Source organism: Bradyrhizobium sp. CB1717, assembly GCF_029714325.1.
GTDB lineage: Bacteria > Pseudomonadota > Alphaproteobacteria > Rhizobiales > Xanthobacteraceae > Bradyrhizobium.
In genome coordinates this window covers 1,797,056-1,821,072 of record NZ_CP121666.1, presented here as the reverse complement: position 1 = coordinate 1,821,072, position 24,017 = coordinate 1,797,056, and the positions used below count along the sequence as shown (strand labels likewise).

The window sequence follows — 24,017 nt, the reverse complement described above, 5'->3', positions numbered from 1 at the left end:
TGTCGTCCTGGCGAAAGCCAGGCCCCATTACCCCAGGGAGCAGTTTGGCGAAGACTTGTCGTTCGGTACTTCTATCTCGGCAAGATCGATGGACCTCGCGGTATGGGTCCTGGCTTTCGCCAGGACGACACCGAATTTGCGGCAACAGCCTTCCCCTACTTCCCGAACTCCTCCCGCATCTTGGCCTGGATCTTGGCCATGCCGCCGATCCAGCGGTCGTAGTTCTCGGTCTTCTTGCGCATATAGCCGAGCACCTGGGGGTGCGGCAGGATCAAAAACGTCTCCTGCTCGAGGCCGGCGAGCACGTCTTTTGCGACCTGCTCGGGCGTGAGGTCGCCGTCGCCGGATTGCGGGCCCTTGGGGATCGCGCGGAGCATGTTGGTGTCGACGCCCTGCGGGCAGAGGATCGAGACCTTGATATTGTCAGCCTTGTGCGAGATCGCGAGGTTCTCGGCAAAGCCGACCGCGGCATGCTTCGTCGTCGAATAAGCGGGGCTGCCGACCTGCGACAACAGACCTGCGGCCGAGATCGTGTTGAGGAAATAGCCGCGGCCGCGCGCCTTCATGCGGGGGATGAGATGCCGTGCCGCATAGACATGAGCCATGACGTGGATCGCCCAGCTTCGCTGCCAGGGTTCGTCGGAGGCGCCGCCGGCATTGACCGACATCGGATCGAAGCCGCCGCCGATGCCGGCGTTGGAGCAGAACAATTCGATCGGGCCGAACTGCCGCTCGGTCTCCTCGATGACATGGGCGATGTCCTTTTCCTGCGCGACATCGCATTTGAACGCGGCGCCATCGACCATGGCGGCGACGGCCCTTGCATTGGCGGCGTCCATGTCCGCGACGACGACCTTGGCGGCGCCCGCCTTGTGAAAGGCCTCGCACAGCGCCTTGCCGATGCCGTTTGCGCCGCCCGTGACGACCACGACCTTGCCGGTCACCTGCATGCGACGTCTCCTCTTGTCTGTATTGTCTTGCACCGCTTTACCGCGCCGCTTATTCCGCGTCGCGGGTCCTGCTCAGCTCAACACGAGGTCGAGCACTGCGGTATAATGGCATGCCGCGCCGGCCAAGACAAAGCCGTGCCAGATCGCATTCTGGAAGCGCAGCCGCCGCCAGGCATGGAAGATCACGCCAAAGCTGTAGAGAAGCCCGCCGGCAAGGATGAAGCCCAGCACCAGCGCGGGCAGCGCCTTGACCACGGGGCCGTAGAGCATGACGCCGCTCCAGCCCATCGCGAGATAGATGCCGACCGAGACGCGGTCGAACCGTCCGGGGAAGAAAAGCTTCAGCACGATGCCGAGAATGGCGACGCACCAGACGCCGGCAAGCAGCACCAGTGCGAACACGCTGTCCTTCACTTCCAGGATGAACGGCGTGTAGGTTGCGGCGATCAGCAGATAGATCGCGGAATGGTCGAAGCGCCGCAGCAGCCATTTCGCCGGCGACACCGGCCAGAGATTATAGGTCGCCGACAGCACCAGCATCGACAGCAGGCCGGCGACATAGATCGAGACGCCGACGATGTCCGTCGCGTCGGAATAGACCGTCGTCAGCACCACCAGCACGGTCGCGGCGATGAGGCCGGAGAGCACGCCGATCGCGTGGACGACGCCATCTGCGATCAGCTCGGCGCGGTCGTAATCCCAGCCGATCACGTCGGCGGCGGCGTGGACGGAGGAGGACGCAAACTGTTTCAACTGGAACACGGTCATGGCAATCCGCAACAGCTAGAGGCAATGCCCTCTTGTATGGGTGTTTGGGGACCGGCGCGTCGTTCAAACGGCTGATTTGCCGACAAAGGCGGTGGAAGTATGAAAGCTTGATTTTCCTCAACCAGTTGCCACTTTTGTGACTAATCCGATTTGCGTACCCCTCGCCCGAGCCCCCTCACGTTCATATGGCATTCAGTTTCCAGGATATGGTCGAGGAGGCGCGGCTGTCGGCCCGGGCGCTGATCGACTATGGCGAGCATTTCTTCAACCCGACGGTGCGGCTTGGTGTCACCGGCCTGTCGCGCGCCGGTAAGACCGTATTCATCACCGCGCTGATCCATGGGCTGACGCGCGGCGGCCGGTTTCCGGTGTTCGAGGCCTATGCCTCGGGCCGGATCGCACGGGCGCATCTGGCGCCGCAGCCTGATGATGCCGTGCCGCGCTTTGCCTATGAGAACCATCTGCGCGCGCTGGTCGAGGAACGGCGCTGGCCGAATTCCACCGTCGACATCAGCGAGCTCCGCCTCGTCATCGACTACCAGCGCCCGAACGGCGCCGACCGCACGCTGACGCTCGACATCGTCGATTATCCCGGCGAATGGCTGCTCGACCTGCCGCTGCTGCAGAAGAGCTACGAGCAATGGTCGGCGGAGAGCCTGGCGCTGTCGCGCGAGGCGCCGCGCGCGCATCTTGCGAGCGAATGGCACGCGCATCTCGCAACGCTCAAACCCGAGGCGCGCGAGGACGAGCAGGCGACGCTCACGGCCGCAAAACTCTTTACGAACTATTTGCGCGCCTGCCGCGACGAGCGCTTTGCGATGAGCCTGCTGCCGCCCGGCCGCTTCCTGATGCCAGGCAATCTCGCCGATACGCCGGCGCTGACCTTTGCGCCGCTCGACGTGCCCGCGGGCGGACAGGCGCCCGAGGGATCGCTATGGGCGATGATGGTGCGGCGCTTCGAGGCCTACAAGGACGTCGTAGTGCGGCCTTTCTTCCGCGATCATTTCGCGCGGCTCGATCGTCAGATCGTGCTGGCCGACGCGCTCGCCGCGTTCAACTCCGGCCCCGAGGCGCTGCACGATCTCGAAGCGGCACTGGCCGGCATTCTCGACTGTTTCAACATCGGCCGCAGCACGATCCTCTCCAGTCTGTTCCGGCCGCGCATCGACCGCATCCTGTTCGCCGCGACCAAGGCGGATCACCTGCACCATTCCAGCCACGACCGGCTCGAGGCCGTGCTCCGCCGCGCCGTCTCGCGTGCCGTTGCGCGTGCGGAAGATACCGGCGCGGCGATCGATGTCGTGGCGCTCGCCGCCGTCCGCGCCACAAGAGAAGCTCAAGTCGCGCATGGCCGCGACAAATTGCCGTCGATCCTGGGAACGCCCGCCGCGGGCGAGAGCGCCGGCGGCGAATTCTTCGACGGCAACACGGAGGTTGCGACCTTTCCGGGCGACCTGCCGCTGGATCCCGAGCCGCTGTTCAATGGCAGGGACGCGTTCCAAGGGTTGTCGACACATGCCGCCGAAAAGAGCGATTTCCGTTTCCTGCGCTTCCGCCCGCCCAAGCTCGAACGCGAGAGTGGCGGCGAGCCAGTGCTGCCACATATCCGCCTCGACCGTGCCTTGCAGTTCCTGATCGGAGACAAGCTCGCATGAACGACCGATCGAAGCCACGGCGGCCGGCGACATTCCGGCTCGACGATCCCGGCGTCGTCGTCACGGAAGCCGACGAGACCAGCCGGCTCGGTCGCGCCACCATCCAGATCACGCCGGAGCCCGATCCATCGACATTTCCGGTGCCGGTTCAGGCCGCGCTGCCGGCGCGGCGTGGCTTTCCCTGGGGCACGGTGTTCTGGTCGGGGCTCGCGGGATTGACGCTGCTCGGCGTCGGGCTCGGGGTGGTGCATCTGATCGAGGACCTGTTTGCGCGCAGCGAAACGCTCGGCTTCGTCGGCGTTTCCTTCGCCTTCGTCACCGCGCTCGCGCTTGCTGTCGTGATCGGGCGCGAGGCCTTCGGGCTGGCGCGGCTTGCGACCATCGAGAAGCTGCATGCACGCGCAGCCGCGGTCCTTGCCAGCGACGACCGCAAGGAGAGCCGCGTCATCGTGCAAGACCTCCTGAAGATCGCACACCAGAACCCGCAGCTCGCCCGTGCCCGCGCCACGCTCGAAAGCCATGCCGGCGAGATCATCGACGGCGCCGACATGATCCGGCTCGCCGAGCGCGAACTGATGTCACCGCTGGATATCGAGGCGCGGCGGCTGGTGTCGTCAGCGGCGCAAAAGGTCTCGATCGTCACCGCGGTCTCGCCGCGCGCGGCGATCGACGTGCTGTTCGTGTTCGTCGCCGCGCTGCGCCTGATCCGCCAGCTCGCCTATCTCTATGGCGGGCGTCCCGGCGCACTCGGCATGATCCGCCTGCTCCGCCACGTCATCGCCCATCTCGCCATCACCGGCGGGATGGCCGCGAGCGACAGCCTGGTGCAGCAGATGCTCGGCCACGGCATCGCGGCAAAACTGTCGCAGCGGCTGGGTGAAGGCGTGCTGAACGGCCTACTGACCGCGCGGCTGGGCCTCGCCGCGATCGACGTGACGCGGCCGCTGCCGTTCGCGGCGCTGCCGCCGCCGAAGCTGTCGGATCTGGCGACGGATTTGTTGCGGAAGAAGGATGACGAGGAGTAGCGCTCTTGCTTACCCTCCCGTGGAGGGGGAGGGTCGGCTCACATGGAGCGCAGCGAAATGTGAGACGGGGTGGGGTGACGGTCTCTCCACCTCGAACACTGCCCGCGAGGAGAGATCACCCCACCCCGCTCGCGCTTCGCGCGATCGACCCTCCCCCTCCAGGGGAGGGTAAGAGAAGGCGCGCTAGGCACGCGCCCGCTTCTCGAATTCCCCCGCCAGCACGCGCCACCAAAACAGCGGCGAGTCCTTCGGCGGCGACAGCTCCGGGGTCCAGCCGGAGAGCTTTTCGATCACATAGGTATCCGTCACAACGCCGCGCCAGCGGCGCTCGACTTCGCCGAGCGGCTCGCGTTTCGCCGGGATATTCTCCCACTGCGGCGAACGGTTGTCCGGCACACGGCCGACATAGATGCCGGCATGTCCCCTGATCTTGTCCATGCCCGGATCGGCAAAATCCTGGAAGCGGCCGCGCTCGTTGATCTCGATGACGGGCACGCGGCCCCGGAACAGCCAGCGCATCATGGCGTAGGTGCGATAGTCCGTGGTCGCGATCCAGGTCGCGCCTGTTTCGTCGAGGGCGGCCTGCGCGCGCGCCGCGACCTGCTCGTAGCCGGCCTCCGCACCGATCGGATCGATCTTGCCGAGCAGATTCCAGGGGGCCGCGACGTAATAGAGGAACACGATGACGACGAAGGCGGTGCCCGAGACGATCGCCGTCTTCGCCCAGAACAGGCTCGACCGGATCATCCGCGCCGACCATTTTTCACGCGGCAGCATGACCAGGTTCACGGCCGCAGCCGCAAAGCCGACCGGCCACATGAACATCGGCCAGGTGTCGCCGACCCGCAGCGTCAGCGATTTCACCAGGAAATAGAGAAACGGCACCAGCACCGCAGTCGACAGCAGGATCGCAACCGGCTCGCGCGTGCGATAGCCGCGCCATGCGGTCATCACCAGGCCCGTCAGCACCACCGGCAGCATGACAAAGCCGACGAGGCCGAATTGCAGGCCGATGTAGTCGCCGACCGTGCGCAGCGAGATGCCGTAATTGGTGGTGGCGCGCACGCCCTGGAAGCGGATCGAAGCCCAGTCGTGCTGCACGTTCCAGATCAGCACCGGCGAGAACACAGCGAGCGCGACCAGCACCGCGAGATAGGGATAAGGGCTGCGCAACCAGCGCCAGCGCCAGTCCGGCACCAGCAGAAAGGCGGCAACCGCCGGCGCGAACATGACCACGGTGAATTTCGACAGCATCGCGAGGCCAGCGAACAGGCCGGCCGCCAGCCACCAGCGGCCGTCGCCGCTCTGCGCCAGCCGCACCAGGGACCATATCATCGCCACCGCGAACGGGATCATGGCGACATCAGGCGCGACCTTGGCCATCAGCAGGCCGTAATAGAGCGCGGCCTCCGACATCAGCACGGCGAATACGACCGCGCGAATGTCGTGCGTGAGGCGGCGGACGATGTCGGCGAGCAGCAGCTGCGTCACCAGCATCGCGACGATGCCGCCGAAGCGGACGCCGAGCGTGGTGTCGCCGAAGATCGCGGTTCCGAAACGGATCAGCCAGGCGATCCCCGGGGGATGATCGAGGAAGCTGAGCGCAGCCTCCTTCGACCAGGTCCAGTAATAGGCTTCATCCGTGCGCAGCTCGATCGCGGAGGCGTAAACGATGCGAAGCGCGGTCATCGCCGCGATGATCAGCACGGCAACAAGGATGAGCCGGCGCTCGGCGCCGTCTGGCTTCGCGGAGATGTCGGGAGCGATCGTCACGGCCGCGCTTTTCCCCGACTTGGGAGGGGGAGTCAATGTAGGGGGGCGTTGCGGTCGGTGTCTGCCGTTCCGGGCAGACTCGTAGGGTGGGCAAAGGCGCTCTGGCGCCGTGCCCACCACTTCCAATGGTGGGCACGCTCCGCTTTGCCCACCCTACGATACTTACCGTTGCGTAACCTTGCCGCGCATGTGATCGGCCAATCTGTCCGCGGGCGGAATTAAACGCTAGGCTGGCTGTTCTCCTTGATGAACTGATACAACCGAATCATGGCCACCGCTCCCGTCCATATGCCCGAACTCGTCCGCGCCACCAGCGTGCGGCAGGTGCGGCTCGTCTGCGGCATCATCCTGTTCTCTTATGTGGTCAGCCATTTCCTGAACCATGCGCTCGGCAACATCTCGGTCGACGCCATGGAGGCCGGTGTCTACTACCACATGCTGTTCTGGCAGTTCCTGCCTGTCGCGATCGTGTTCTACACGGCGGCGCTGACCCATATGGGGCTCGGCGTCTACGCGCTGTATCAGCGCCGGCAGTTCCGCTGGAAGACCATCGAGCCATTGCAGCTCGTGCTGGGACTGAGCATCCCGGCCCTCGTCATGGCGCATGTGATCGGTGTGCGGCTGGGCCAGACGCTGTACGGACACCAGAAGCACTATCCGCAGGAGCTCCATCTGTTCTTCATCGGCGCGCCCGGCCGGCTCTGGCAAATGACGATCCTGCTCCTGATCGCCTGGATGCACGGCTGCATCGGCATCTATTTCTGGCTTCGGCTGAAGCCGTTCTTCGCGCGCGCGGCGCCCTATCTGCTCGCGGCCGCCGTGCTGATCCCGACGCTGTCGCTGCTCGGAATCTACCAGGGCGGCCGCAGCGTCATGCTGGATGCCGACGACGGCGAATGGCGTACCCACAATCTCACGCGCCGCCAGCTCGGCTCGGTCGCCGAAGCCAATACGCTCGACCGCATCGCCGGCGGCCTCACCGCCGGTTATTTCGGATTGCTGGGACTGGCGCTGGCGGCGCGCGGCGTGCGGGCCTGGCGTGAGCGGCGCGGCGGCATGATCGCGTTGTCCTATGGCAACGGCAAGACGGTGCGCGTGCCAAAAGGCCTCTCCGTGCTGGAGGCGAGCCTGCGCCACAACGTGCCGCATGCCAGCGTCTGCGGCGGCCGCGCCCGCTGCTCGACCTGCCGCATCCGCGTCATCGGCGACCATGGCGCCCTGCCCCAGCCGTCGCAGCGCGAGGCCTTCGTGCTGGCCCGTGTCGGCACCGCCGATCCGTCGATCCGGCTGGCGTGCCAGCTGCGTCCGGAATGCGACCTCTCGTTCTTCCAGCTCTTCACGCCCCATACACATGCAGCGGACGGGCAGGCCACGACGCCGGCGCGCATTGGTCAGGAGCGCTATCTCGTCAGCCTGTTCGTCGACATGCGCGGCTCGACGCAGCTCGCCGAGAAGCGGCTGCCGTTCGACACCGTCTTCATCGTCAACCGTTTCCTCGGCGCGGTGTCGCAGGCCGTGATCGCGAATGGCGGGCAGCCCAACCAGTTCGTCGGCGACGGCATGCTGGCGCTGTTCGGGCTGTCGGCGGATCCGCAAGAGGCCTGCCGCCAGGCGCTGAAGGCTGCCAGCAGCCTCGCCGCAAACATCGACGAGTTGAACCGGCTCCTCAGCCACGATCTGCGCGAGCCGATCCGCTTCGGCATCGGCATTCACGGCGGCGAGGTCATCATCGGCGACATCGGCTACCGCGATCACATCGTCTTCACCGCCCTCGGCGACGCCGTCAACGTCGCCGCGCGCCTCCAGGACATGACCAAGACCCTCGCCTGCGAGGCGATCGTCTCCGAGGAAGTGCGCCGCACCGCCGGCCTTGCCGACGACGCCCTGCCGCAGCAGGAGGTCGCGATCCGCGGCCGCGACGAGCCGATGGCGGTGCGCGTGGTCGCGGATGCGAGGGAGCTGGCGGTGCTGGTCGATCGCGGCGCGCTGGTGGCGGCTTAAGACATCCACGAAGGCGGTGCGCTCCCTCTCCCGCTCGCGGGAGAGGGCTGGGGAGAGGGTGTCTCCGCAACGGGGCAGTCCCCTAGAGGAGAAAGCCCTCACCCGGCGCTGCGCGCCGACCTCTCCCGCAAGCGGGAGAGGTGCACCGCAGCTGCGGCTATAGCTCGGCTCAATCTCGTTACAAGCGTAACACCGGCTTGCTGCAATGCAGCGGCATGGGCTTGCTGCGAAAGCACGAATTGACTTCATCCGAGTCGTTGCGACAGATGAGCGCGGGATCGCGATGATGACCGCTGGTCCAACGATAAGCTCCGGGAGGAGACCACATGTTCGATCGACGCGACCTGCTCAAAGGAGCGGGGCTTGCCGCTATGGCGGCCACACTGAATTCCACCAAGGCGCTGGCCCTGGACACCGTCACCCTGCCCTTCGTCAATGGCGAACGTCCGCTGGTGAAATATCCGCAGAAGCGGCCGATGATCGGGCTCACCAGCCGGCCGCCGCAGCTCGAGACGCCATTTGCGGTGTTCAACGACGGGCCGCTGACGCCGAACAACGCCTTCTTCGTGCGCTACCACCTCTCCGACCTGCCCTACAATCTCGACCCCGACAAGTTCACGCTGGAGGTCAAGGGCAAGGTCGACAAGCCGCTCAAGCTGTCGCTGAAAGACATCAGGAAGATGAAGGCGACCGAGATCGTCGCCGTCAACCAGTGCTCCGGCAACAGCCGCGGCTTCTTCGAGCCGCGCGTCGCCGGCGGCCAGCTCGCCAATGGCGCGATGGGGTGCGCACGCTGGCGCGGCGTGCCGCTCAAGGCCGTGCTGGAGATGGCGGGCGTGCAGGCCGGTGCCAAGCAGGTGACGTTCAACGGCATGGACGGCCCAGTCAGCGACAAGACGCCCGACTTCATCAAGGCGCTCGATATCGATCACGCCACCGACGGCGAGGTGATGCTGGCCTATGGCATGAACGGCGAGGATCTGCCGTTCCTCAACGGCTTTCCGCTGCGCCTGGTCGTGCCCGGCTATTACGGCACCTACTGGGTCAAGCACCTCAACGAGATCACCGTCATCGACAGCGTCTATGACGGCTTCTGGATGAAGTCGGCCTATCGCATTCCCGATACGCCGAACAATGCGATCGAGCCGGGAACCGCGCCGAAGGCGACGATCCCGATCAACCGCTTCACCATCCGCTCCTTCATCACCAGCGTGCCCGATGGCGCCAAGCTGAAGGCGGGGACTGTGACTCTGCGCGGCATCGCCTTCGACGGCGGCAAGGGCATCAAGGATGTTCAGGTCTCCACCGACGGCGGCAAGACCTGGGCGAGCGCGAAGCTCGGCAAGGACCTCGGCAAATACGCTTTCCGCGAATGGAAGCTGCCGGTGAAGCTCGCGGCCGGCGCCGTCGAGCTCAAGGTCCGCGCCACCGGCAATGGCGGCGAGACCCAGCCGGATACGCCGCGCTGGAACCCGGCGGGTTATTTGCGCAACGTCGTCGAAACCGTCCGCGTCAGTGTGGCCTGAGGGGGAGAAATGATCATGCAGCGCACCGTTCTCCTAGCCGCCTCGCTCGCCCTCGCCGCCGCAGTGGGTTCGGCGCTCGCAGCGCCGGTCAACTACAAGACCCCCGACGAGGTCGCCGCGTTCAAGCCCGGGCCCAATCTCGAGGTGGTGCAGGGCAATTGCACCGCCTGCCACTCGTCCGACTACATCAACACCCAGCCGCCGATGAAGGACAAGAAGGGCTTCTGGCAGGCCGAGGTGACCAAGATGATCAAGGTCTATGGCGCACCGATCGACGACGCCGATGTCGGCAAGATCGTCGATTATCTGGCCGCGACTTATTGACGGACGCGACGCGGCGCGCGGGCCGATTGACCGCGAAACGGGCAAAACCGGCAAAAACGCCGCGAAGTTGAGCGGAATTCGGCAAAAGGCGGATGTGGTTTGAGCTACCAAGCCTGCCACATTCCGCGTATCCTGTTAGGACCGAACCGGCCGGTTGGCGGGGACTGGCGGTTCGAGATCTCGGAGGAAGACCCGCGGAGAAGTCGTGATGGCTAAAGGTACGGTCAAGTGGTTCAACCCGACGAAGGGTTATGGATTTATCCAGCCTGCGTCGGGAGGCAAGGATGTGTTCGTGCATATCTCGGCAGTGCAGAAGGCCGGTCTGTCGACCCTGAACGAGGGACAGACGGTTGAATACGAAGAGATCGCAAACCGGGGCAAGACCTCCGCAGAGAACCTCAAAGTATAAGCCCGCCAGCATTTGCTGCCTCCCGGACCGCTTCCGGGAGCGAGGCCAAAAAAATTTTGAAGACGGCCAGTGCATTCGACGACAGGCGTTGCGACTGCACACGGAGGGCTATTTTCCCGCGAAGACCGCTCATTCAACGCCACGGCAATGACAATCGCGACGGCACTTCGCTAACCCACCGGCAACGGTGCGTCGCGCTTGATCTCCTCCATCACCGCATAGGTCCGCGTCTCGCGCACGCCCGGCATCGACAGCAGCGTCTCGCCGAGGAAGCGTCGATAGGCGGTCATGTCAGCAAGCCGCGCCTTCACAAGATAGTCGAAGCCGCCGGCAACCATGTGACACTCCAGCACTTCAGGAGCGAGCTTCACCGCGCGCGCAAAGCGCTCGAAATTGTCGGGCGTGGTCTTGTCGAGCAGGACCTCGACGAACACGAGCAAGCCGAGACCGAGCCGGTGCGGATTGAGCCGCGCGCCGTAGCCCTCGACAAAGCCCTTACGCTGCAGGCGCTTCAGCCGCTCGCCGATCGAGGTCGGCGACAGGCCGATGCGTTCGGCGAGCTCGACATTGGCGATGCGTCCATCTTCCTGCAAAATCGAGAGGATCTTCCGGTCGATTCGATCCAGTTCCATATTTTATCTTGTAGATGTTATATCTGACTTCATTTTCTAAGGCAAAATCGCTAATTTGTCTATCGAACTACGGTAGCGCGGCCCTTATCCTGGATTTGAGCCACAGGACACGCCATGCCGAACATTCCGCCGCCCTTCACCGCCCCCTACGCCCCCGATGATGCCGAGATCGCCGCACGGCTGCTGCCGGCCTCGCATCTGGCCCCGCCGCAGGAGGCGCGGATCGACCGCACCGCGACGCGGCTGATCGAGGCGATCCGCAAGCGCGACGACCGGCTCGGCGGCGTCGAGGACATGCTGCGGGAGTTCGCGCTGTCGACCAAGGAGGGCCTCGCGCTGATGGTGCTGGCCGAGGCGCTGCTGCGCGTGCCTGACGCGCGCACCGCCGACCAGTTCATCGAGGACAAGCTCGGCGAGGGCGACTTCATCCATCACGAGACCAAGTCCACGGCGTTCCTGGTCAACGCCTCGGCCTGGGCGCTTGGCCTGTCGGCGCGGGTGATCCAGCCCGGCGAGACGCCCGACGGCACCATCGGCCGTCTTGTGAAGCGGCTCGGCGCGCCGGCGGTGCGCACCGCCACGCGCCAGGCGATGCGGCTGATGGGCAATCATTTCGTGCTGGGCGAGACCATCGAGCAAGCGCTGGAGCGGGGACGCCCGCGCTCCGGCCAGAAGCCGCGTTATTCCTTCGACATGCTCGGCGAAGGCGCGCGCACGGCGGCGGACGCCAAGCGCTATTTCGATGCCTATGCCAGTGCGATCGAAACGATCGGCAAGGCGGCAGGCGATCATCCCCTGCCCGACCGGCCGGGCATCTCCGTAAAACTCTCGGCGCTGCATCCGCGCTTCGAGGCGATCAGCCGCGACCGCGTGATGGCCGAATTGGTGCCGCTGCTGCTGGACCTCGCGCAGCGCGCCAAGGCGCATGATCTCAACTTCACCGTCGATGCCGAGGAGGCCGACCGGCTGGAGCTGTCGCTCGACGTGATCGCGGCAACGCTCGCCGATCCCTCGCTCAAGGACTGGGACGGCTTTGGCCTCGCGATCCAGGCCTATCAGAAGCGCGCCAGCGCGGTGATCGACTACGTCGATGCGCTCGCCCGCGCGCACCACCGCAAGCTGATGGTACGGCTGGTCAAGGGCGCCTATTGGGACACCGAGATCAAGCGCGCGCAGGAGCGCGGGCTCGACGGCTATCCCGTGTTCACGCGCAAGGCGATGACGGATCTGAATTACGTCGCCTGCGCGACGAAGCTTTTGGCCTTGCGGCCGCGCATCTTCCCGCAATTCGCCACCCACAACGCGCTGACGGTCGCGACCGTGCTCGAGATGGCCGGGGGCAGCAGCGGCTTCGAATTCCAGCGCCTGCACGGCATGGGCGAAGCGCTCTACGAGCAGCTTGCCAAGGACCACCCTGATATCGCCTACCGCACCTATGCGCCGGTCGGCAGCCATCGCGACCTGCTGGCCTATCTGGTGCGGCGGCTGCTGGAGAACGGCGCGAACTCATCCTTCGTGGCGCAGGCCGCCGATTATCGCGTACCCATGTCGGCGCTGCTGCAGCGTCCGGCAGACGCGATCGTGCGGCCGCAAGCGGCGGCGCATCCCAGAATTCCGTTGCCGTGCGATCTGTTCGCGCCGGAGCGGCGCAATTCGCGCGGCGTCGAGTTCGGCGCGCGTGCCGCGCTCGATCAGTTGCTGACGGCGGTGAAGGCCGGGGCGATCGATCTCAAGCCGATCGCTGACGCAACGCCTGAGCAGGCCAACGCAGCGGTCGCAGCAAGCCGCGCCGGTTTTATCGCCTGGAGCCGGACGCCTGCGGGCACACGTGCGGCGGCCCTGGAGCAGGCTGCGCATCTGCTGGAGAGCCGCGGCGCTCATTTCATCGCGCTGCTCCAGCGCGAGGGCGGAAAGACGCTCGACGACGCTTTATCCGAGCTGCGGGAGGCCGCCGACTTCTGCCGCTATTATGCTGCGCAGGGCCGAAAACTGTTCGGCGTTGAGGCCGCCATGCCGGGCCCGACCGGCGAGAGCAATGCGCTTGGCCTGCGCGGCCGCGGCGTCTTCGTCGCGATCTCGCCCTGGAATTTTCCACTGGCCATTTTCCTCGGCCAGGTCACGGCGGCGCTGATGGCCGGCAACAGTGTCGTCGCAAAACCTGCCGAGCAGACACCGCGCATCGCGCGCGAGGCGGTCGCCCTGCTGCACGAGGCCGGCATTCCCAGGAGCGCGCTGCATCTCGTCACCGGGGACGGCCGCATCGGCGCGCTGCTCACCGCGCACCGGGATATCGCCGGCGTCGTCTTCACCGGCTCGACCGAGGTCGCGCGCAGCATCAACCGGACGCTCGCGGGCAAGGACGGGCCGATCGTCCCGCTGATCGCCGAGACCGGCGGCATCAACGCCATGATCGCGGATGCGACCGCGCTGCCCGAGCAGGTCGCCGACGATGTCGTGACCTCCGCGTTCCGCTCCGCCGGCCAGCGCTGCTCGGCGCTGCGGCTGTTGTTCGTGCAGGAGGACGTCGCCGACCGCATGATCGAGATGATCGCGGGCGCGGCGCGCGAATTGAAGATCGGCGACCCCGCAGATGTCGCGACCCATATCGGGCCGGTAATCGACGTTGAGGCCAAGCAACGCCTCGATGCGTATATCGCACGGATGAAGACCGAGGCGCGGCTGCACTTTGCCGGCTCCGCGCCCGAGGGCTGCTTCGTCGCCCCGCACATTTTCGAGCTCAGGGACGCCAGTCAGCTCACCGAGGAGGTGTTCGGCCCGATCCTGCATGTGGTCCGTTATCGCGCCGAGAACCTCGGCCGCGTGCTTCAGGCGATCGAACGAACCGGCTACGGGCTGACGCTCGGCGTCCACTCCCGCATCGACGACACCATCGAAGCCATCATCGAACGCGTCCAGGTCGGCAACATCTACGTCAACCGCAACATGATCGGCGCCGTCGTCGGTGTGCAGCCGTTCGGCGGCAACGGCCTGTCCGGAACCGGCCCCAAGGCCGGCGGCCCGCACTATCTCGCACGCTTTGCGACCGAGCAGACCGTGACGATCAACACCGCGGCAGCGGGCGGCAACGCTGCGTTGCTTGCGGGGGAGGAGTGAAGCCCTGCGCCTGGCGCCGTTGCATCCCGCCGAAACATCGGTCTAATGCTGCCAGACTTGGCCTGCGCGAATTCCAGCGCACGGGAAACGACAAGAGCGAGGGAGCAACGCCGCGATGGACAAGGGCATTTTTGCGGGGCTGAAGGTTCTGGACTGCGCGAGCTTCATCGCAGCGCCCGCGGCCGCGACCGTGCTGTCGGATTTCGGCGCCGACGTCATCAAGATCGAGCCGCCCGGCGCTGGCGACCCCTATCGCAATCTGCCCAACCTACCCGGCTATCCCACCGGCGAGCACAATTTCGCCTGGCTGCTCGAGGCCCGCAACAAGAAGAGCATCGCGCTCGACCTCGCAAAGCCGGAGGCGCAGGCCGTGCTCTACAAGCTGGTGGAAGAGGCCGACGTCTTCATCACCAACATGCCGCCGCCTGTCCGCACCAAGCTCGGCATCACCTACGACCATCTCGCCCATCTCAACGACCGGCTGATCTACGCCTCCTTCACCGGCTATGGCGAGAAGGGCGAGGAAGCCAACAAGCCCGGCTTCGACAGCAACGCCTATTGGGCGCGTTCCGGCCTGATGGACCTTGTCCGCGCCGACATCGATACCACGCCGGCGCGATCGGTCGCCGGCATGGGCGACCACCCCTGCGCCATGGCGCTGTACAGCGCCATCGTCACCGCGCTGTATCAGCGCGAGAGGACCGGCAAGGGCTCGCATGTCGCCTCCAATCTGATGGCGAACGGGGTGTGGGCGGCGAGCGTGCTGGCACAGGCAAAGCTCTGCGGCGCCAAGTTCAGCGAGCGGCGACCGCGCGAGCGCGCGCTGAACGCGGTCGCCAACCACTACCAGTGCAAGGACGGCCGCTGGCTGATCCTGTCGCTGCTGAACGAGGAGAAGCAGTTTCCGACGCTGACCAAATGCCTCGGACGCGAAGACCTGATCAATGATCCCCGCTTCGCCACCAAGGCCGACCGTCATGCTCGCTCGGTCGAGCTGATCAAGATATTGGACGAGACCTTCGCCACCAGGGATCTCTCCGAATGGCGAAAAATCCTCGACGGCAATGGCCTCGTGTTCGGCGTCGTCGCCATTCTGGACGACATCCCGAACGACAAGCAGATGCTCGACAACGAGGTGCTGGTCCCGTTCGAGAACGACACCATGCTCACCATCAACAGCCCGATCTGGATCGACGGCGTCAAAAAAGTCCAGCCGCGCAAGCCGCCCGCCGTGGGCGAACACAGTGACGAGATTTTGCGCGGGGCGGGATACGACGAGGCGGCGATCAAGCAGCTGCGGGGTTCGGGAGCGGTGGGGTAGGTCACGGCGTAAGGCAGGCCACGCTCGCGACACACACCGCCGTCGTCCCGGCGCAGGCCGGGACCCATATCCCAGAAAGGAAGTTGTCGCACGAAGCTGGTCACTCCGAGTCTTCGCCAAATCACGTTCGGTGGTTATGGGTCCCGGCCTTCGCCGGGACGACGATGACGTGATAGCTTGCCTTCACAACTGCCATCGCTGCGAGGTCCCATGCCCCTCTATCGCCTGCACTACTTCCCCGAATCCGGCAACAGCTACAAGCTGGCGTTGATGCTGACGCTTTGCGGCGAAGCGTTCGAGCCGGTGTGGACCGACTTTGGCGGCGGCGTCACCCGCACCGCGGAATGGCGCAAGGCCGTCAACGAGATGGGCGAAATTCCCGTGCTCGAAGTGGACGGCGTGAAGATGACGCAGACCGCGCCGCTTCTGCTCAAGCTCGCCGAACAATACGGCCGTTTCGGCGCCGAGACGGAGGAGGAGAAGTTCGAGCTGCTGCGCTGGCTGTTCTGGGACAACCACAAGCTCACCGGCTACATGGCGACCTACCGCTTCATGCGCGCCTTCACCGAGAAAAACGATCCGCAGGTGCTGAAGCATTTCCGCCGGCGGCTCGACGATTTCCTCGGCATTCTCGACGGACATCTCCAGCAGAACGCCTTCGCGATCGGAGCCAAGCCGACGGTCGCCGATATCTCGATGATGGCCTATCTGCATTATCCGAGCGATGAGCACGGCTTTGATTTCGCACAAGGTCATCCCGCCATCCACGCCTGGCTTGGCCGCATGGCCGCACTGCCCGGCTGGATGCCGGCCTATGAGCTGCTGCCGGGAAAGCGGATGACGAATTACGCGAAGTGAGCACTCTTTCTTCTCCCTCTCCCGTTCTTACGGGGGCGCGGCGAGCTTCGCTCGAAAGAGTTTGCGCGGCTTACCTCAGCGCCAGCCAGCCGAGCGTGAACAGGATGCCGCCGACGATTACGACCACCGCGACCGCCCAGATGCTGACGCGAGCGCTGCCGGTGATCTGCTTGGCTTCCTCATTGCGCGCGATCTCGCGATTGCGCATCTTGTTGGCTTCGCTCGTGTCCGTCATGGGTCATCCAAACCAGGTTGGAGGCGGCCTAACGCGTCTTGATGAAGCACATGCCGATGCGGCGCGAGGCCGCGGCAGCCTGACAGGTCAAGCCTGTAGCACAGCTCCATGACGTAAAACTCGCGTCCCGCGTTCCCGATCCCGCATCTTGCAGGGAACAATGCGCGCCCCAGCCGTCCTGATATTCGGTGCCGGCCAGCTCCGCGCTGCCGCGAGTCTGCGGCCGGCTGGCAAATCCGCGTGAGAAATCAGGGCGTTTGCCCGCGGCGAACGCGGTCAGGATGTCGCGGCGGCGCACCTGGTCGCCGACAAAATGCGGCGAGGCCGGCACGATGGTGGAATTGGACGGCTTGTCGGCGAGCCAGTCGACGCCCGGGAAATGGAAGCCGCCGATGCCGCGGGTCTGGTGGCAGCCGGCGCAGGTGACGTCGTTGAGGCGGCGCTGGAAGCCCGCGACCGAGCGGATGTTCTGCAAGTCACCGCGCGCGGCCGCCTGCTTCAGCGCGCCGACCACGTCGTCGTCGGTGAAGACCGGATTGTCCTTGCCCTCCCCTTTTCCTTCCCTTTGCATCATGCCGAACTCCGGCTGCAACGGCGAAGCATCGAGGCCGGTCGGCGTCGGCACGACCGCGGCCTTGGCGAGGAATTTCTCGGGGATCAGCACTGTGCCGCGATCGAACTCGCGGAGATTTTCCGGCGCGAGCAGCCAGGACTTGAAATCGCGCCGGAGATCGTTGTCGGCAAGGATCCGGTCGCGGTCGATCTGGTTCTCCAGCGTCGATTCCTCGAACGTCTTCGTCGTGGCGTTGTACTTGAAGACCTTGAGCAGATAGTCCGAGCGGAAATCGTGCAGCGCCGATTTCGGCGCGATCGAGATCTGGATGTTGGTCTCGATGCGATCGAGCATCGCGTCGTGAGGATAGAAGCGGCCGCCGATCAGCCCCTGCCAGTCGCCATTGTCGAGCCAGCGCCGCGCGACCTCGGCGCAGCTGACCGGATTGCCGCTCGCATCCGTCTGGCGCGCGTCGCGGGCCTTCAGCACCAGATTGAACGTCATCGGCAGCCGCGCCGCCGTCTTGGCCCCATCAGGCCCGGCATCGAAACGCGTCAGCCGATAGATCAACCTCATCTCGCCGCAAGACTCTTCCGACACATAGGCGCGGTCCATGCGGTTGACGATGCCGGCCAGCACGAAACGCGTGTTCGGAGATTTCAGCACGGCCCGATCGAACAGCTGCACGTCAACGCCTTCGCCGACGCCGATGGTCTCGCTTGGAAAGGCGACTTTCTGCTGCGCGATGTAGCGATCGAACTCTGCATCGATCGCGGGCGGAATGTCCTTCAGCTGCGGCAGCCAGGCGAACAGCAGATCGGTCGTCAGCGGAAAATTCGCGTTGCGCTCCGGCCATAACAGGCGCGAGATCGTCAGCTGGTCGTCCTGGTCGAGCTTGCGCAGCAGGTCGGGATCGGTGATCGCGGTGCCGCGCGCCAGCTGCGCGTTCTCAGCCGCCGAGAGCGACATGACGCCGCCGAACAACACGACGACAGCAACGAGAATTCTCAATGCGCGGCTCATGCCTCAAGTAACACCGCGCAAGCGCGCCTATTCAAGCAAAAAGGCGCTTCACATGGTGGTGAAGCGCCTCTTCCAAAGTCGAATATCGAACGCTTAGCGTGCGACGATCAGGCCCTTGCTGGTGACGACCACCCAGCGGCCGTCCTGGCGGCGGATCGCATCGACGCGGCCAACGCCGGGGATGGGATCGCCGGCATAGACCTCATAGAGGCCGTCGCGGCCCTCGATCAGGGCGCCGCCATTGGCGACGTCGCGCAGCCTCCAGCCTTCGAGCGTCGGCAGGCGGCCGACCTCGGTCTTGGGCGCGGCGGGAACGGGCGCCGGAGCGGCAGCCGCGGTCGCAACCTGGGCCGGCGCGATAGAGCCGGTGGTCTCCTTGGGCGCCGCGGCGGCCTGCGCGGGAGCGGCAGGCGGCGTGGCGCGGAGCTTGTCGACGGTCTCGGACAGCTTTGCCAGCTTCGCCATCGGCTCGGCCTGCGCCTTCTCGAGCTTGTCGAGACGGTCATTGGCGCGGTTGAACTGGGTGAGGCCGGTCTTGGAGCTGTGCTCGACATTCGCCTTGAGCGCGACGAGGTCGGCATCGATCCGCGCGACGGATGCGTCCAGCGCGCTGGTATCGGCGACCTGCACCGGCGCGGCGGCCGGGGCTGCGAAGTGCATCATGCCAGCCGTTGCCAGCGCGCCGCTGATCGCACCGACGCTGGCCGCGATCGCCACCACCGCGGCCATGGCCGAGAGGCGACGCTTGCTGCCGGCCTCGCGTGGCTCGTCCGCCTTCACATGCGGGGCGAACTCCTCGCGTTCCCAGGCGCGGTCGGCAGGCGGCATGACGATGAGCTTGCCGAGCTTCGGCTCGGGCTTTGCTTCAGCCTTCGGCTCGACCTTGGCTTCGAACTTCGGCACGTCGATCCGCGGTGGCTCGATCCTTGGCGGCTCGACCTTGATCGGGTCTGGCTTCGGCGGCGCTTCGTGGTCGGGGGCGATCGAGGGGGCGTCGATACCGGCAGCAGCCTCGACGGCCTGCGGCGCTGCGGCGTCGACAGCACCGGAATCCTGGGCAGCCTGCTCAGCCATTGGTTCGCTCACGGCTCAAATACTCCAGTCTGGATTGACCTTTTGGTAACTTTCATTGCTTGCGAAATCCTTACCTTCGGACCCGCTTACCGAAATTTTAGGAACTCATCCGGGGCTGAATTGGGCCGGGAACGTGGAACCGATGTGGCGGGCGTGAAACAGTTTGTAATCGGGGCAAGATGAACGGCCGCGGAATGGACGCTGGGCGCCCTTTGAGGGCCGCTCCGCTCGCACCTCGGAGTGTCGGCGAGAGGGTCGGGCCCCGCAGCTTCCACATCGTCATTGCGAGCGCAGCGAAGCAATCCAGAGTCTTTCCGCGGGGACGGCCTGGATTGCTTCGCTGCGCTCGCAATGACGGAGTGCCTTCTACCAGCCCGTCACATCACCACTGGTGCATCCGGCAGCTCGTTCGCATGCGGGCCCTGCGGCGGGAAGTGCCGTGCCAGCTCGCGCGACACCGCCGCGATGCCGGCGATCACGCCGCGCTCGAACTGGCCGGACCTGAACTCGGACTCCATGGCCCGGCAGATGGTTTCCCAGCCGGCCGCACCGACCTTCGCGTCGATGCCGCGGTCGGCGATGATCTCGACGTCGCGGTCGGCGAGCAGGAGATAGATCAGGACGCCGTTGTTGTGCGCCGTGTCCCAGATGCGCAAATGCGAGAACAGGTCGAGCGCGCGCTCGCGTGCCGGCTGGTTGCGGAACAGCGGGCGGCCGTCGAGCGCACCTTCGACGACGAAGCGGACCTGGCCGGAATGGGTGGTCTCGCCCTGCCGGATCGCCCGTTCGATGCGGTCGAGCGCGGCTTGCGGGAAGATCTGCCTTGCCCGCCAATGATGCTGCACGAGGTGTCTGGCAATGCGCTTGATGCTCATGACCGCTACCAGCTCCCCGAGGCGCCGCCGCCGCCGAAGCTGCCGCCTCCGCCGCTGAAGCTGCCGCTGTCACTGGACGACGAACCGCTGCTCCAGCCGCCGGACGAGGAGCCGCTCGACCAGGAACCGCCGCGCGAGCGGCCTGTGCCCGGCGTGATCGCCGAAAACAGATCAGCGACGAATCCGATGATGAAGCCGAGACCACCCAGCGCGAGGGCAAGTGCGAAAGACCCGAGGATGATCCAGGTCAGCGCGGCGATGATGCCTCCGGTGACGAAAGATCCGAGCAACCGCCCCAGCGTGGCACGGAAGAACCCGCCCACCCCGATGGAGGCGAACAGCGTCACGATGAAGAGCGGCGCGAGGTCGTCCAGGCTGCCGAATTTCACGGTGGGCGAAGGAACCGGCAATGGCTCGCCATCGATCACCCGCATCATGCGCTCGACGCCATCAGTGATGCCGCCGGCAAAATCGCCCGTCCTGAATTTCGGTGTGATGATCTCGTCGATGATGCGCCGCGAGGTGACGTCGGTCAGCGCGCCTTCGAGGCCGTAGCCGACCTCGATGCGCAGGTGACGGTCGTTCTTGGCGACGATGAGGATCGCGCCGTCGTCGACCTTCTTGCGGCCGAGCTTCCAAGCCTCGGCGACGCGGATCGAGAACTGCTCGATCGTCTCCGGCTGCGTGGTCGGCACGATCAGCACGGCGACCTGGCTGCCCTTGCGCGTCTCGAAATCGCGCAGCTTTTGCGTGAGCGCAGCGATGTCGGCGCTGGAGAGCGTGCCGGTCTGATCGACCACGCGGCCGGTGAGCTGGGGAACGGCGACGTCGGCGGAGGCGGGGAATGCGAAGGCGAGGAGAAGTGCGACGATGAACCACACACCCGCTGTCATCGCCCGGCTTGACCGGGCGATCCAGTATCCCAGAGCCGCCGGCGGACTACGGAGAAGCCGCGGCGTACTGGATTCCCCGCTTTCGCGGGGAATGACAGCGGTGGGTGGGGCGAAGCGCATTCGCAAAATCGAACGCGGCTACTTCGACGGCGCAGGCGCCGGGTTGAAATCCACCTTCGGCGCGGTCGAGATTTCCTTCTCGTTCTCGACCGAGAAGTTCGGCTTCTCCTTGTAGCCGAACGTCATCGCGGTGAGGTTGGTCGGGAACGAGCGGATGGTGACGTTGTAGTCCTGTACCGCCTTGATGTATCGGTTGCGCGCCACCGTGATGCGGTTCTCAGTGCCCTCGAGCTGGGACATCAGATCCTTGAACAGGGCGTCCGACTTCAGCTGCGGATAATTCTCGGTGACGACCAGGAGGCGCGACAGCGCGCTGGAGAGCTCGCCCTGTGCGGCCTGGAATTTCTGGAACGCTGCGGCGTCGTTCAGCACCTCCGGCGTTGCCTGGATGCTGCCGACCTTGGCGCGGGCGTTGGTAACCCCAAGCAGCACGTCCTTCTCCTGCTGCGCAAAGCCCTTCACCGAGTTGACGAGGTTGGGCACGAGATCGGCGCGGCGCTGATACTGGTTCACGACCTCGGACCAGTTGGCCTTGATCTGCTCATCCCCGCTCTGGATCGCGTTGTAGCCGCAATTGGTCAGGCTCAGCGAAGCCAGCGCCGCCAGCACGGTGAGGATCTTGCGCATTAAATTTCTCCCGGTGGAATCTCGTGCAAACTACCAGAAGGGCTTCGCCGAGTGTCGAGATTTCTTCCGTCATTCCGGGGCGCGAAGCGAACCCGGAATCTCGAGATTCCGGATTCGATGCTTCGCATCGCCCCGGAATGACGGCAGCAGATGCCCGCACGCCAGCCAACTGACGCAAGCCTCTTGCCTATCCGCAGGCGACATAGTCAACTCTCGGCAACAAGACGAAAAACGCCAGGGGGGGAACGCGATGAACTCGTTCGAGACCATCCTCGTGGAGAGGCCGGAGCCGGCGATCACGCGGGTCGTGATGAACCGGCCCGAGGCGCGCAACGCACAGAACCTGCAGATGACCTACGAGCTCAACGCCGCCTTCGATGCGGCGGTGCAGGACGATGCGGTCAAGGTCATCATTCTCGCCGGCAGCGGGCCGCACTTCTCGTCCGGCCACGATCTTCGTCCCGGCGGCAAGAACACCGCCGGCGTCGATTTCCCGCCGATCGGAAATTGGGGCGGCTTCGCTGAACCCAACGCTCACGGCCGCTTCGCGCGCGAGCAGGAAATATATCTCCAGATCACCCGGCGCTGGCGGAACCTGGCCAAACCGACCATTGCCGAGGTGCACGGCAAGTGCATCGCGGGCGGCTTGATGCTGGCCTGGGCCTGTGACCTCATCGTCGCCAGCGACGATGCGCAGTTTTGCGATCCCGTCGTCACCATGGGTGTCTGCGGCGTCGAATGGTTCGTGCATCCCTGGGAGCTGGGTGCGCGCAAGGCCAAGGAGTTTTTGTTCACCGCCGACAGCTGGAGTGCGCAGGAGGCGCACCAGCTCGGCATGGTCAATCAGGTGGTGCCGCGTGCGGAATTGTCGGCGCGCGTGCTGGAGCTGGCGCGGCGGATCGCAGCAAAACCGTCCTTCGCGCTGAAGCTGACCAAGGAGGCGGTGAACCGCTCGGTCGACGTGATGGGCCAGCCCGCCGCGATCGACCAGGCCTTTGCGCTGCATCAGCTCTGTCACGCCCATAATCTCCAGGAGTTCGGCATGATCGTCGATCCATCCGGCTTGCATCCCTCCGTGCGCAAACCGCCCGCGGCCGCGGAGTAGATGCGATGGACCTGAACCTCAGTGACGAGCAGCGGCTGCTGCGCGAGAGCGCGGACCGCTTCGTGGCCGAAAGCTACGATGCGGACCATCGCCGCAAGATGGCGAGTGATCCGCTCGGATACAGCCCCGATGTGTGGAAGCAGTTTGCCGAGCTCGGCTGGTTGGCACTGCCGATTCCCGAAGAGTTCGGCGGGCTCGGCGCCGGCGCGGTCGAGATCGGCATCTTGATGGAAGCCTTTGGCCGTGGCCTGGTGTCGGAGCCCTATGTGGCAACGGTCGTGCTGGGCGCGACGCTCATCGAGCGATGCGGCAGTGCAGCCCAGAAGCAGGGAATCCTGCCCAAGGTCGCCGACGGCTCACTGAAGCTCGCCTTTGCGCATTCCGAACGCACGGCACGGTTCGATCTCGCCAAGGTCGCCACCACCGCGAACAAAACGGCGCAAGGCTGGCGCCTTGCCGGAAACAAGATCACCGTGCTCGACGGCCACGCCGCCGACGAGTTCATCGTCTCCGCGCATCTCCATGATCATCAGGGACCATCGGGGCGGATCGGCCTGTTCCTGGTCCCGGCGACGGCGGCAAGCCTTATCATCAGCGACTATCCCCGCCTTGGTGGCGGGCGCGCCTGCAACATCGAACTGTCGGATGTGCATCTGCCAGAGGATGCCCTGCTCGGCGACGGACACGACGCGCTCCCCGCGATCGAATGGGCCGTCGACCGCGCCATGGCGGCGCTTGGTGCGGAAGCCGTCGGCATCATGCAGACGCTGCTGGACACCACGCTCGAATACACCAAGATCCGCAAACAATTCGGCCGGCCGCTCTCGGCCAACCAGGTGATCCGCCATCGCCTCGCCGACATGGCGATGCAGGTCGACGAGTCACGCTCGATGGCGCTGCGGGCTGCGTTGAAGGTGGATGCTGCGCCGGTCGAACGGGCGCGGGCCGCGTCGGGCGCGAAGGCGAAGATCGGCAAATGCGCGCGCTTCGTCGGCGAACAGTCGATCCAGCTTCACGGCGGCATGGGCGTCACCGAGGAGCTCGAGGTCGGCGCCTATTTCAAGCGGCTGGTCGCCTTCGACACGCTGTTCGGCGGCAGCGCGCATCATTATGCCCGCCACGCGCAGCTCGGCCGCTCGGCCTGACACTGGGAGAG

The 24,017-nt window shown here is 65.4% G+C and carries 21 protein-coding genes; 11 read left to right on the top strand and 10 right to left on the bottom strand.

Annotated elements, in window-relative coordinates; all coding sequences use genetic code 11:
- Window positions 1-155: 155 nt before the first annotated feature.
- Together QA649_RS08695 and QA649_RS08690 are read right to left on the bottom strand one after the other, a co-directional pair.
- The gene (locus QA649_RS08695; protein ID WP_283023810.1) at window positions 156-950 is read right to left on the bottom strand and encodes an SDR family oxidoreductase; all 795 of its coding nucleotides are present in this window, start codon (window positions 948-950) and stop codon (window positions 156-158) included.
- A gap of 72 nt (window positions 951-1,022) precedes the next feature.
- Window positions 1,023-1,718: a hemolysin III family protein gene (locus tag QA649_RS08690; protein ID WP_018643709.1), complete on the bottom strand. Its 696-nt coding sequence runs from the start codon at window positions 1,716-1,718 to the stop codon at window positions 1,023-1,025.
- A 185-nt stretch (window positions 1,719-1,903) separates the two neighbouring features.
- On the opposite strand from QA649_RS08690, the gene QA649_RS08685 reads away from it, so the two are divergent.
- Together QA649_RS08685 and QA649_RS08680 are read left to right on the top strand one after the other, a co-directional pair.
- Window positions 1,904-3,373: a YcjX family protein gene (locus QA649_RS08685; RefSeq protein WP_283023809.1), complete on the top strand. Its 1,470-nt coding sequence runs from the start codon at window positions 1,904-1,906 to the stop codon at window positions 3,371-3,373.
- Window positions 3,370-4,398 carry a TIGR01620 family protein gene (locus QA649_RS08680; protein WP_283023808.1) on the top strand — a complete coding sequence of 343 codons (1,029 nt, stop codon included), beginning with the start codon at window positions 3,370-3,372 and terminating at the stop codon, window positions 4,396-4,398. Before QA649_RS08685 ends, QA649_RS08680 begins: the two co-directional genes overlap by 4 nt.
- A gap of 183 nt (window positions 4,399-4,581) precedes the next feature.
- Here the strand turns inward: QA649_RS08680 and QA649_RS08675 are convergent, their stop codons facing one another.
- Window positions 4,582-6,087: a glycosyltransferase family 39 protein gene (locus QA649_RS08675; RefSeq protein WP_283025992.1), complete on the bottom strand. Its 1,506-nt coding sequence runs from the start codon at window positions 6,085-6,087 to the stop codon at window positions 4,582-4,584.
- Between the two features lie 351 nt (window positions 6,088-6,438).
- On the opposite strand from QA649_RS08675, the gene QA649_RS08670 reads away from it, so the two are divergent.
- From QA649_RS08670 to QA649_RS08655, 4 genes are all read left to right on the top strand, one after another.
- Window positions 6,439-8,172: an adenylate/guanylate cyclase domain-containing protein gene (locus QA649_RS08670; protein WP_283023807.1), complete on the top strand. Its 1,734-nt coding sequence runs from the start codon at window positions 6,439-6,441 to the stop codon at window positions 8,170-8,172.
- 326 nt (window positions 8,173-8,498) lie between these two features.
- The gene (locus QA649_RS08665) at window positions 8,499-9,698 is read left to right on the top strand and encodes a molybdopterin-dependent oxidoreductase (protein ID WP_283023806.1); all 1,200 of its coding nucleotides are present in this window, start codon (window positions 8,499-8,501) and stop codon (window positions 9,696-9,698) included.
- A gap of 15 nt (window positions 9,699-9,713) precedes the next feature.
- Complete coding sequence (locus tag QA649_RS08660; protein ID WP_283023805.1) at window positions 9,714-10,022, top strand: cytochrome c; 309 nt, start codon at window positions 9,714-9,716, stop codon at window positions 10,020-10,022.
- Window positions 10,023-10,230: 208 nt separating this feature from the next.
- Entirely contained in the window at window positions 10,231-10,431 is a 201-nt protein-coding gene (locus QA649_RS08655) for a cold-shock protein (protein ID WP_008563500.1), read from the top strand.
- A gap of 170 nt (window positions 10,432-10,601) precedes the next feature.
- On the opposite strand, the gene QA649_RS08650 is transcribed toward QA649_RS08655, so the two are convergent.
- Window positions 10,602-11,063: an Lrp/AsnC ligand binding domain-containing protein gene (locus QA649_RS08650; protein ID WP_283023804.1), complete on the bottom strand. Its 462-nt coding sequence runs from the start codon at window positions 11,061-11,063 to the stop codon at window positions 10,602-10,604.
- 114 nt (window positions 11,064-11,177) lie between these two features.
- Here QA649_RS08650 and putA point away from each other — a divergent pair, with 114 nt between their 5' ends.
- The 3 genes from putA to QA649_RS08635 all read left to right on the top strand — a co-directional run bounded on the left by putA (window position 11,178) and on the right by QA649_RS08635 (window position 16,356).
- Window positions 11,178-14,177: a bifunctional proline dehydrogenase/L-glutamate gamma-semialdehyde dehydrogenase PutA gene (putA, locus tag QA649_RS08645; RefSeq protein ID WP_283023803.1), complete on the top strand. Its 3,000-nt coding sequence runs from the start codon at window positions 11,178-11,180 to the stop codon at window positions 14,175-14,177.
- Between the two features lie 115 nt (window positions 14,178-14,292).
- Complete coding sequence (locus tag QA649_RS08640) at window positions 14,293-15,498, top strand: CoA transferase (protein WP_283023802.1); 1,206 nt, start codon at window positions 14,293-14,295, stop codon at window positions 15,496-15,498.
- Window positions 15,499-15,708: 210 nt separating this feature from the next.
- Window positions 15,709-16,356, top strand: a complete 648-nt coding sequence (locus QA649_RS08635) for a glutathione S-transferase family protein (protein ID WP_283023801.1) — start codon at window positions 15,709-15,711, stop codon at window positions 16,354-16,356.
- Window positions 16,357-16,426: 70 nt separating this feature from the next.
- On the opposite strand, the gene QA649_RS08630 is transcribed toward QA649_RS08635, so the two are convergent.
- The 6 genes from QA649_RS08630 to QA649_RS08605 form a co-directional block, all read right to left on the bottom strand.
- Entirely contained in the window at window positions 16,427-16,591 is a 165-nt protein-coding gene (locus tag QA649_RS08630) for a hypothetical protein (protein ID WP_283023800.1), read from the bottom strand.
- 28 nt (window positions 16,592-16,619) lie between these two features.
- Entirely contained in the window at window positions 16,620-18,167 is a 1,548-nt protein-coding gene (locus tag QA649_RS08625; RefSeq protein ID WP_283023799.1) for a hypothetical protein, read from the bottom strand.
- Between the two features lie 93 nt (window positions 18,168-18,260).
- Window positions 18,261-19,241, bottom strand: a complete 981-nt coding sequence (locus QA649_RS08620; RefSeq protein WP_283023798.1) for a hypothetical protein — start codon at window positions 19,239-19,241, stop codon at window positions 18,261-18,263.
- Between the two features lie 377 nt (window positions 19,242-19,618).
- Complete coding sequence (locus QA649_RS08615; RefSeq protein WP_283023797.1) at window positions 19,619-20,116, bottom strand: TPM domain-containing protein; 498 nt, start codon at window positions 20,114-20,116, stop codon at window positions 19,619-19,621.
- Window positions 20,117-20,121: 5 nt separating this feature from the next.
- Window positions 20,122-21,009 carry a YgcG family protein gene (locus QA649_RS08610; protein WP_283023796.1) on the bottom strand — a complete coding sequence of 296 codons (888 nt, stop codon included), beginning with the start codon at window positions 21,007-21,009 and terminating at the stop codon, window positions 20,122-20,124.
- A 138-nt stretch (window positions 21,010-21,147) separates the two neighbouring features.
- Window positions 21,148-21,756 carry a LemA family protein gene (locus QA649_RS08605; protein ID WP_283023795.1) on the bottom strand — a complete coding sequence of 203 codons (609 nt, stop codon included), beginning with the start codon at window positions 21,754-21,756 and terminating at the stop codon, window positions 21,148-21,150.
- 250 nt (window positions 21,757-22,006) lie between these two features.
- Between QA649_RS08605 and QA649_RS08600 the strand changes: the two genes are divergently transcribed.
- The gene (locus QA649_RS08600) at window positions 22,007-22,861 is read left to right on the top strand and encodes an enoyl-CoA hydratase (RefSeq protein ID WP_283023794.1); all 855 of its coding nucleotides are present in this window, start codon (window positions 22,007-22,009) and stop codon (window positions 22,859-22,861) included.
- 5 nt (window positions 22,862-22,866) lie between these two features.
- The gene (locus tag QA649_RS08595; RefSeq protein ID WP_283023793.1) at window positions 22,867-24,006 is read left to right on the top strand and encodes an acyl-CoA dehydrogenase; all 1,140 of its coding nucleotides are present in this window, start codon (window positions 22,867-22,869) and stop codon (window positions 24,004-24,006) included.
- The last annotated feature ends 11 nt before the right edge of the window (window positions 24,007-24,017 follow it).

Coding starts and splice junctions, on each gene's coding strand:
- QA649_RS08605 (WP_283023795.1), bottom strand. CDS start 21,756: ATGCGCAAGATCCTCACCGTGCTGGCGGCGCTGGCTTCGCTGAGCCTG.
- QA649_RS08615 (WP_283023797.1), bottom strand. CDS start 20,116: ATGAGCATCAAGCGCATTGCCAGACACCTCGTGCAGCATCATTGGCGG.
- putA (WP_283023803.1), top strand. CDS start 11,178: ATGCCGAACATTCCGCCGCCCTTCACCGCCCCCTACGCCCCCGATGAT.
- QA649_RS08670 (WP_283023807.1), top strand. CDS start 6,439: ATGGCCACCGCTCCCGTCCATATGCCCGAACTCGTCCGCGCCACCAGC.
- QA649_RS08635 (WP_283023801.1), top strand. CDS start 15,709: ATGCCCCTCTATCGCCTGCACTACTTCCCCGAATCCGGCAACAGCTAC.
- QA649_RS08595 (WP_283023793.1), top strand. CDS start 22,867: ATGGACCTGAACCTCAGTGACGAGCAGCGGCTGCTGCGCGAGAGCGCG.
- QA649_RS08675 (WP_283025992.1), bottom strand. CDS start 6,087: ATGACCGCGCTTCGCATCGTTTACGCCTCCGCGATCGAGCTGCGCACG.
- QA649_RS08665 (WP_283023806.1), top strand. CDS start 8,499: ATGTTCGATCGACGCGACCTGCTCAAAGGAGCGGGGCTTGCCGCTATG.
- QA649_RS08630 (WP_283023800.1), bottom strand. CDS start 16,591: ATGACGGACACGAGCGAAGCCAACAAGATGCGCAATCGCGAGATCGCG.
- QA649_RS08690 (WP_018643709.1), bottom strand. CDS start 1,718: ATGACCGTGTTCCAGTTGAAACAGTTTGCGTCCTCCTCCGTCCACGCC.
- QA649_RS08610 (WP_283023796.1), bottom strand. CDS start 21,009: ATGACAGCGGGTGTGTGGTTCATCGTCGCACTTCTCCTCGCCTTCGCA.
- QA649_RS08620 (WP_283023798.1), bottom strand. CDS start 19,241: ATGGCTGAGCAGGCTGCCCAGGATTCCGGTGCTGTCGACGCCGCAGCG.
- QA649_RS08695 (WP_283023810.1), bottom strand. CDS start 950: ATGCAGGTGACCGGCAAGGTCGTGGTCGTCACGGGCGGCGCAAACGGC.
- QA649_RS08650 (WP_283023804.1), bottom strand. CDS start 11,063: ATGGAACTGGATCGAATCGACCGGAAGATCCTCTCGATTTTGCAGGAA.
- QA649_RS08685 (WP_283023809.1), top strand. CDS start 1,904: ATGGCATTCAGTTTCCAGGATATGGTCGAGGAGGCGCGGCTGTCGGCC.
- QA649_RS08655 (WP_008563500.1), top strand. CDS start 10,231: ATGGCTAAAGGTACGGTCAAGTGGTTCAACCCGACGAAGGGTTATGGA.
- QA649_RS08625 (WP_283023799.1), bottom strand. CDS start 18,167: ATGAGCCGCGCATTGAGAATTCTCGTTGCTGTCGTCGTGTTGTTCGGC.
- QA649_RS08600 (WP_283023794.1), top strand. CDS start 22,007: ATGAACTCGTTCGAGACCATCCTCGTGGAGAGGCCGGAGCCGGCGATC.
- QA649_RS08680 (WP_283023808.1), top strand. CDS start 3,370: ATGAACGACCGATCGAAGCCACGGCGGCCGGCGACATTCCGGCTCGAC.
- QA649_RS08660 (WP_283023805.1), top strand. CDS start 9,714: ATGCAGCGCACCGTTCTCCTAGCCGCCTCGCTCGCCCTCGCCGCCGCA.
- QA649_RS08640 (WP_283023802.1), top strand. CDS start 14,293: ATGGACAAGGGCATTTTTGCGGGGCTGAAGGTTCTGGACTGCGCGAGC.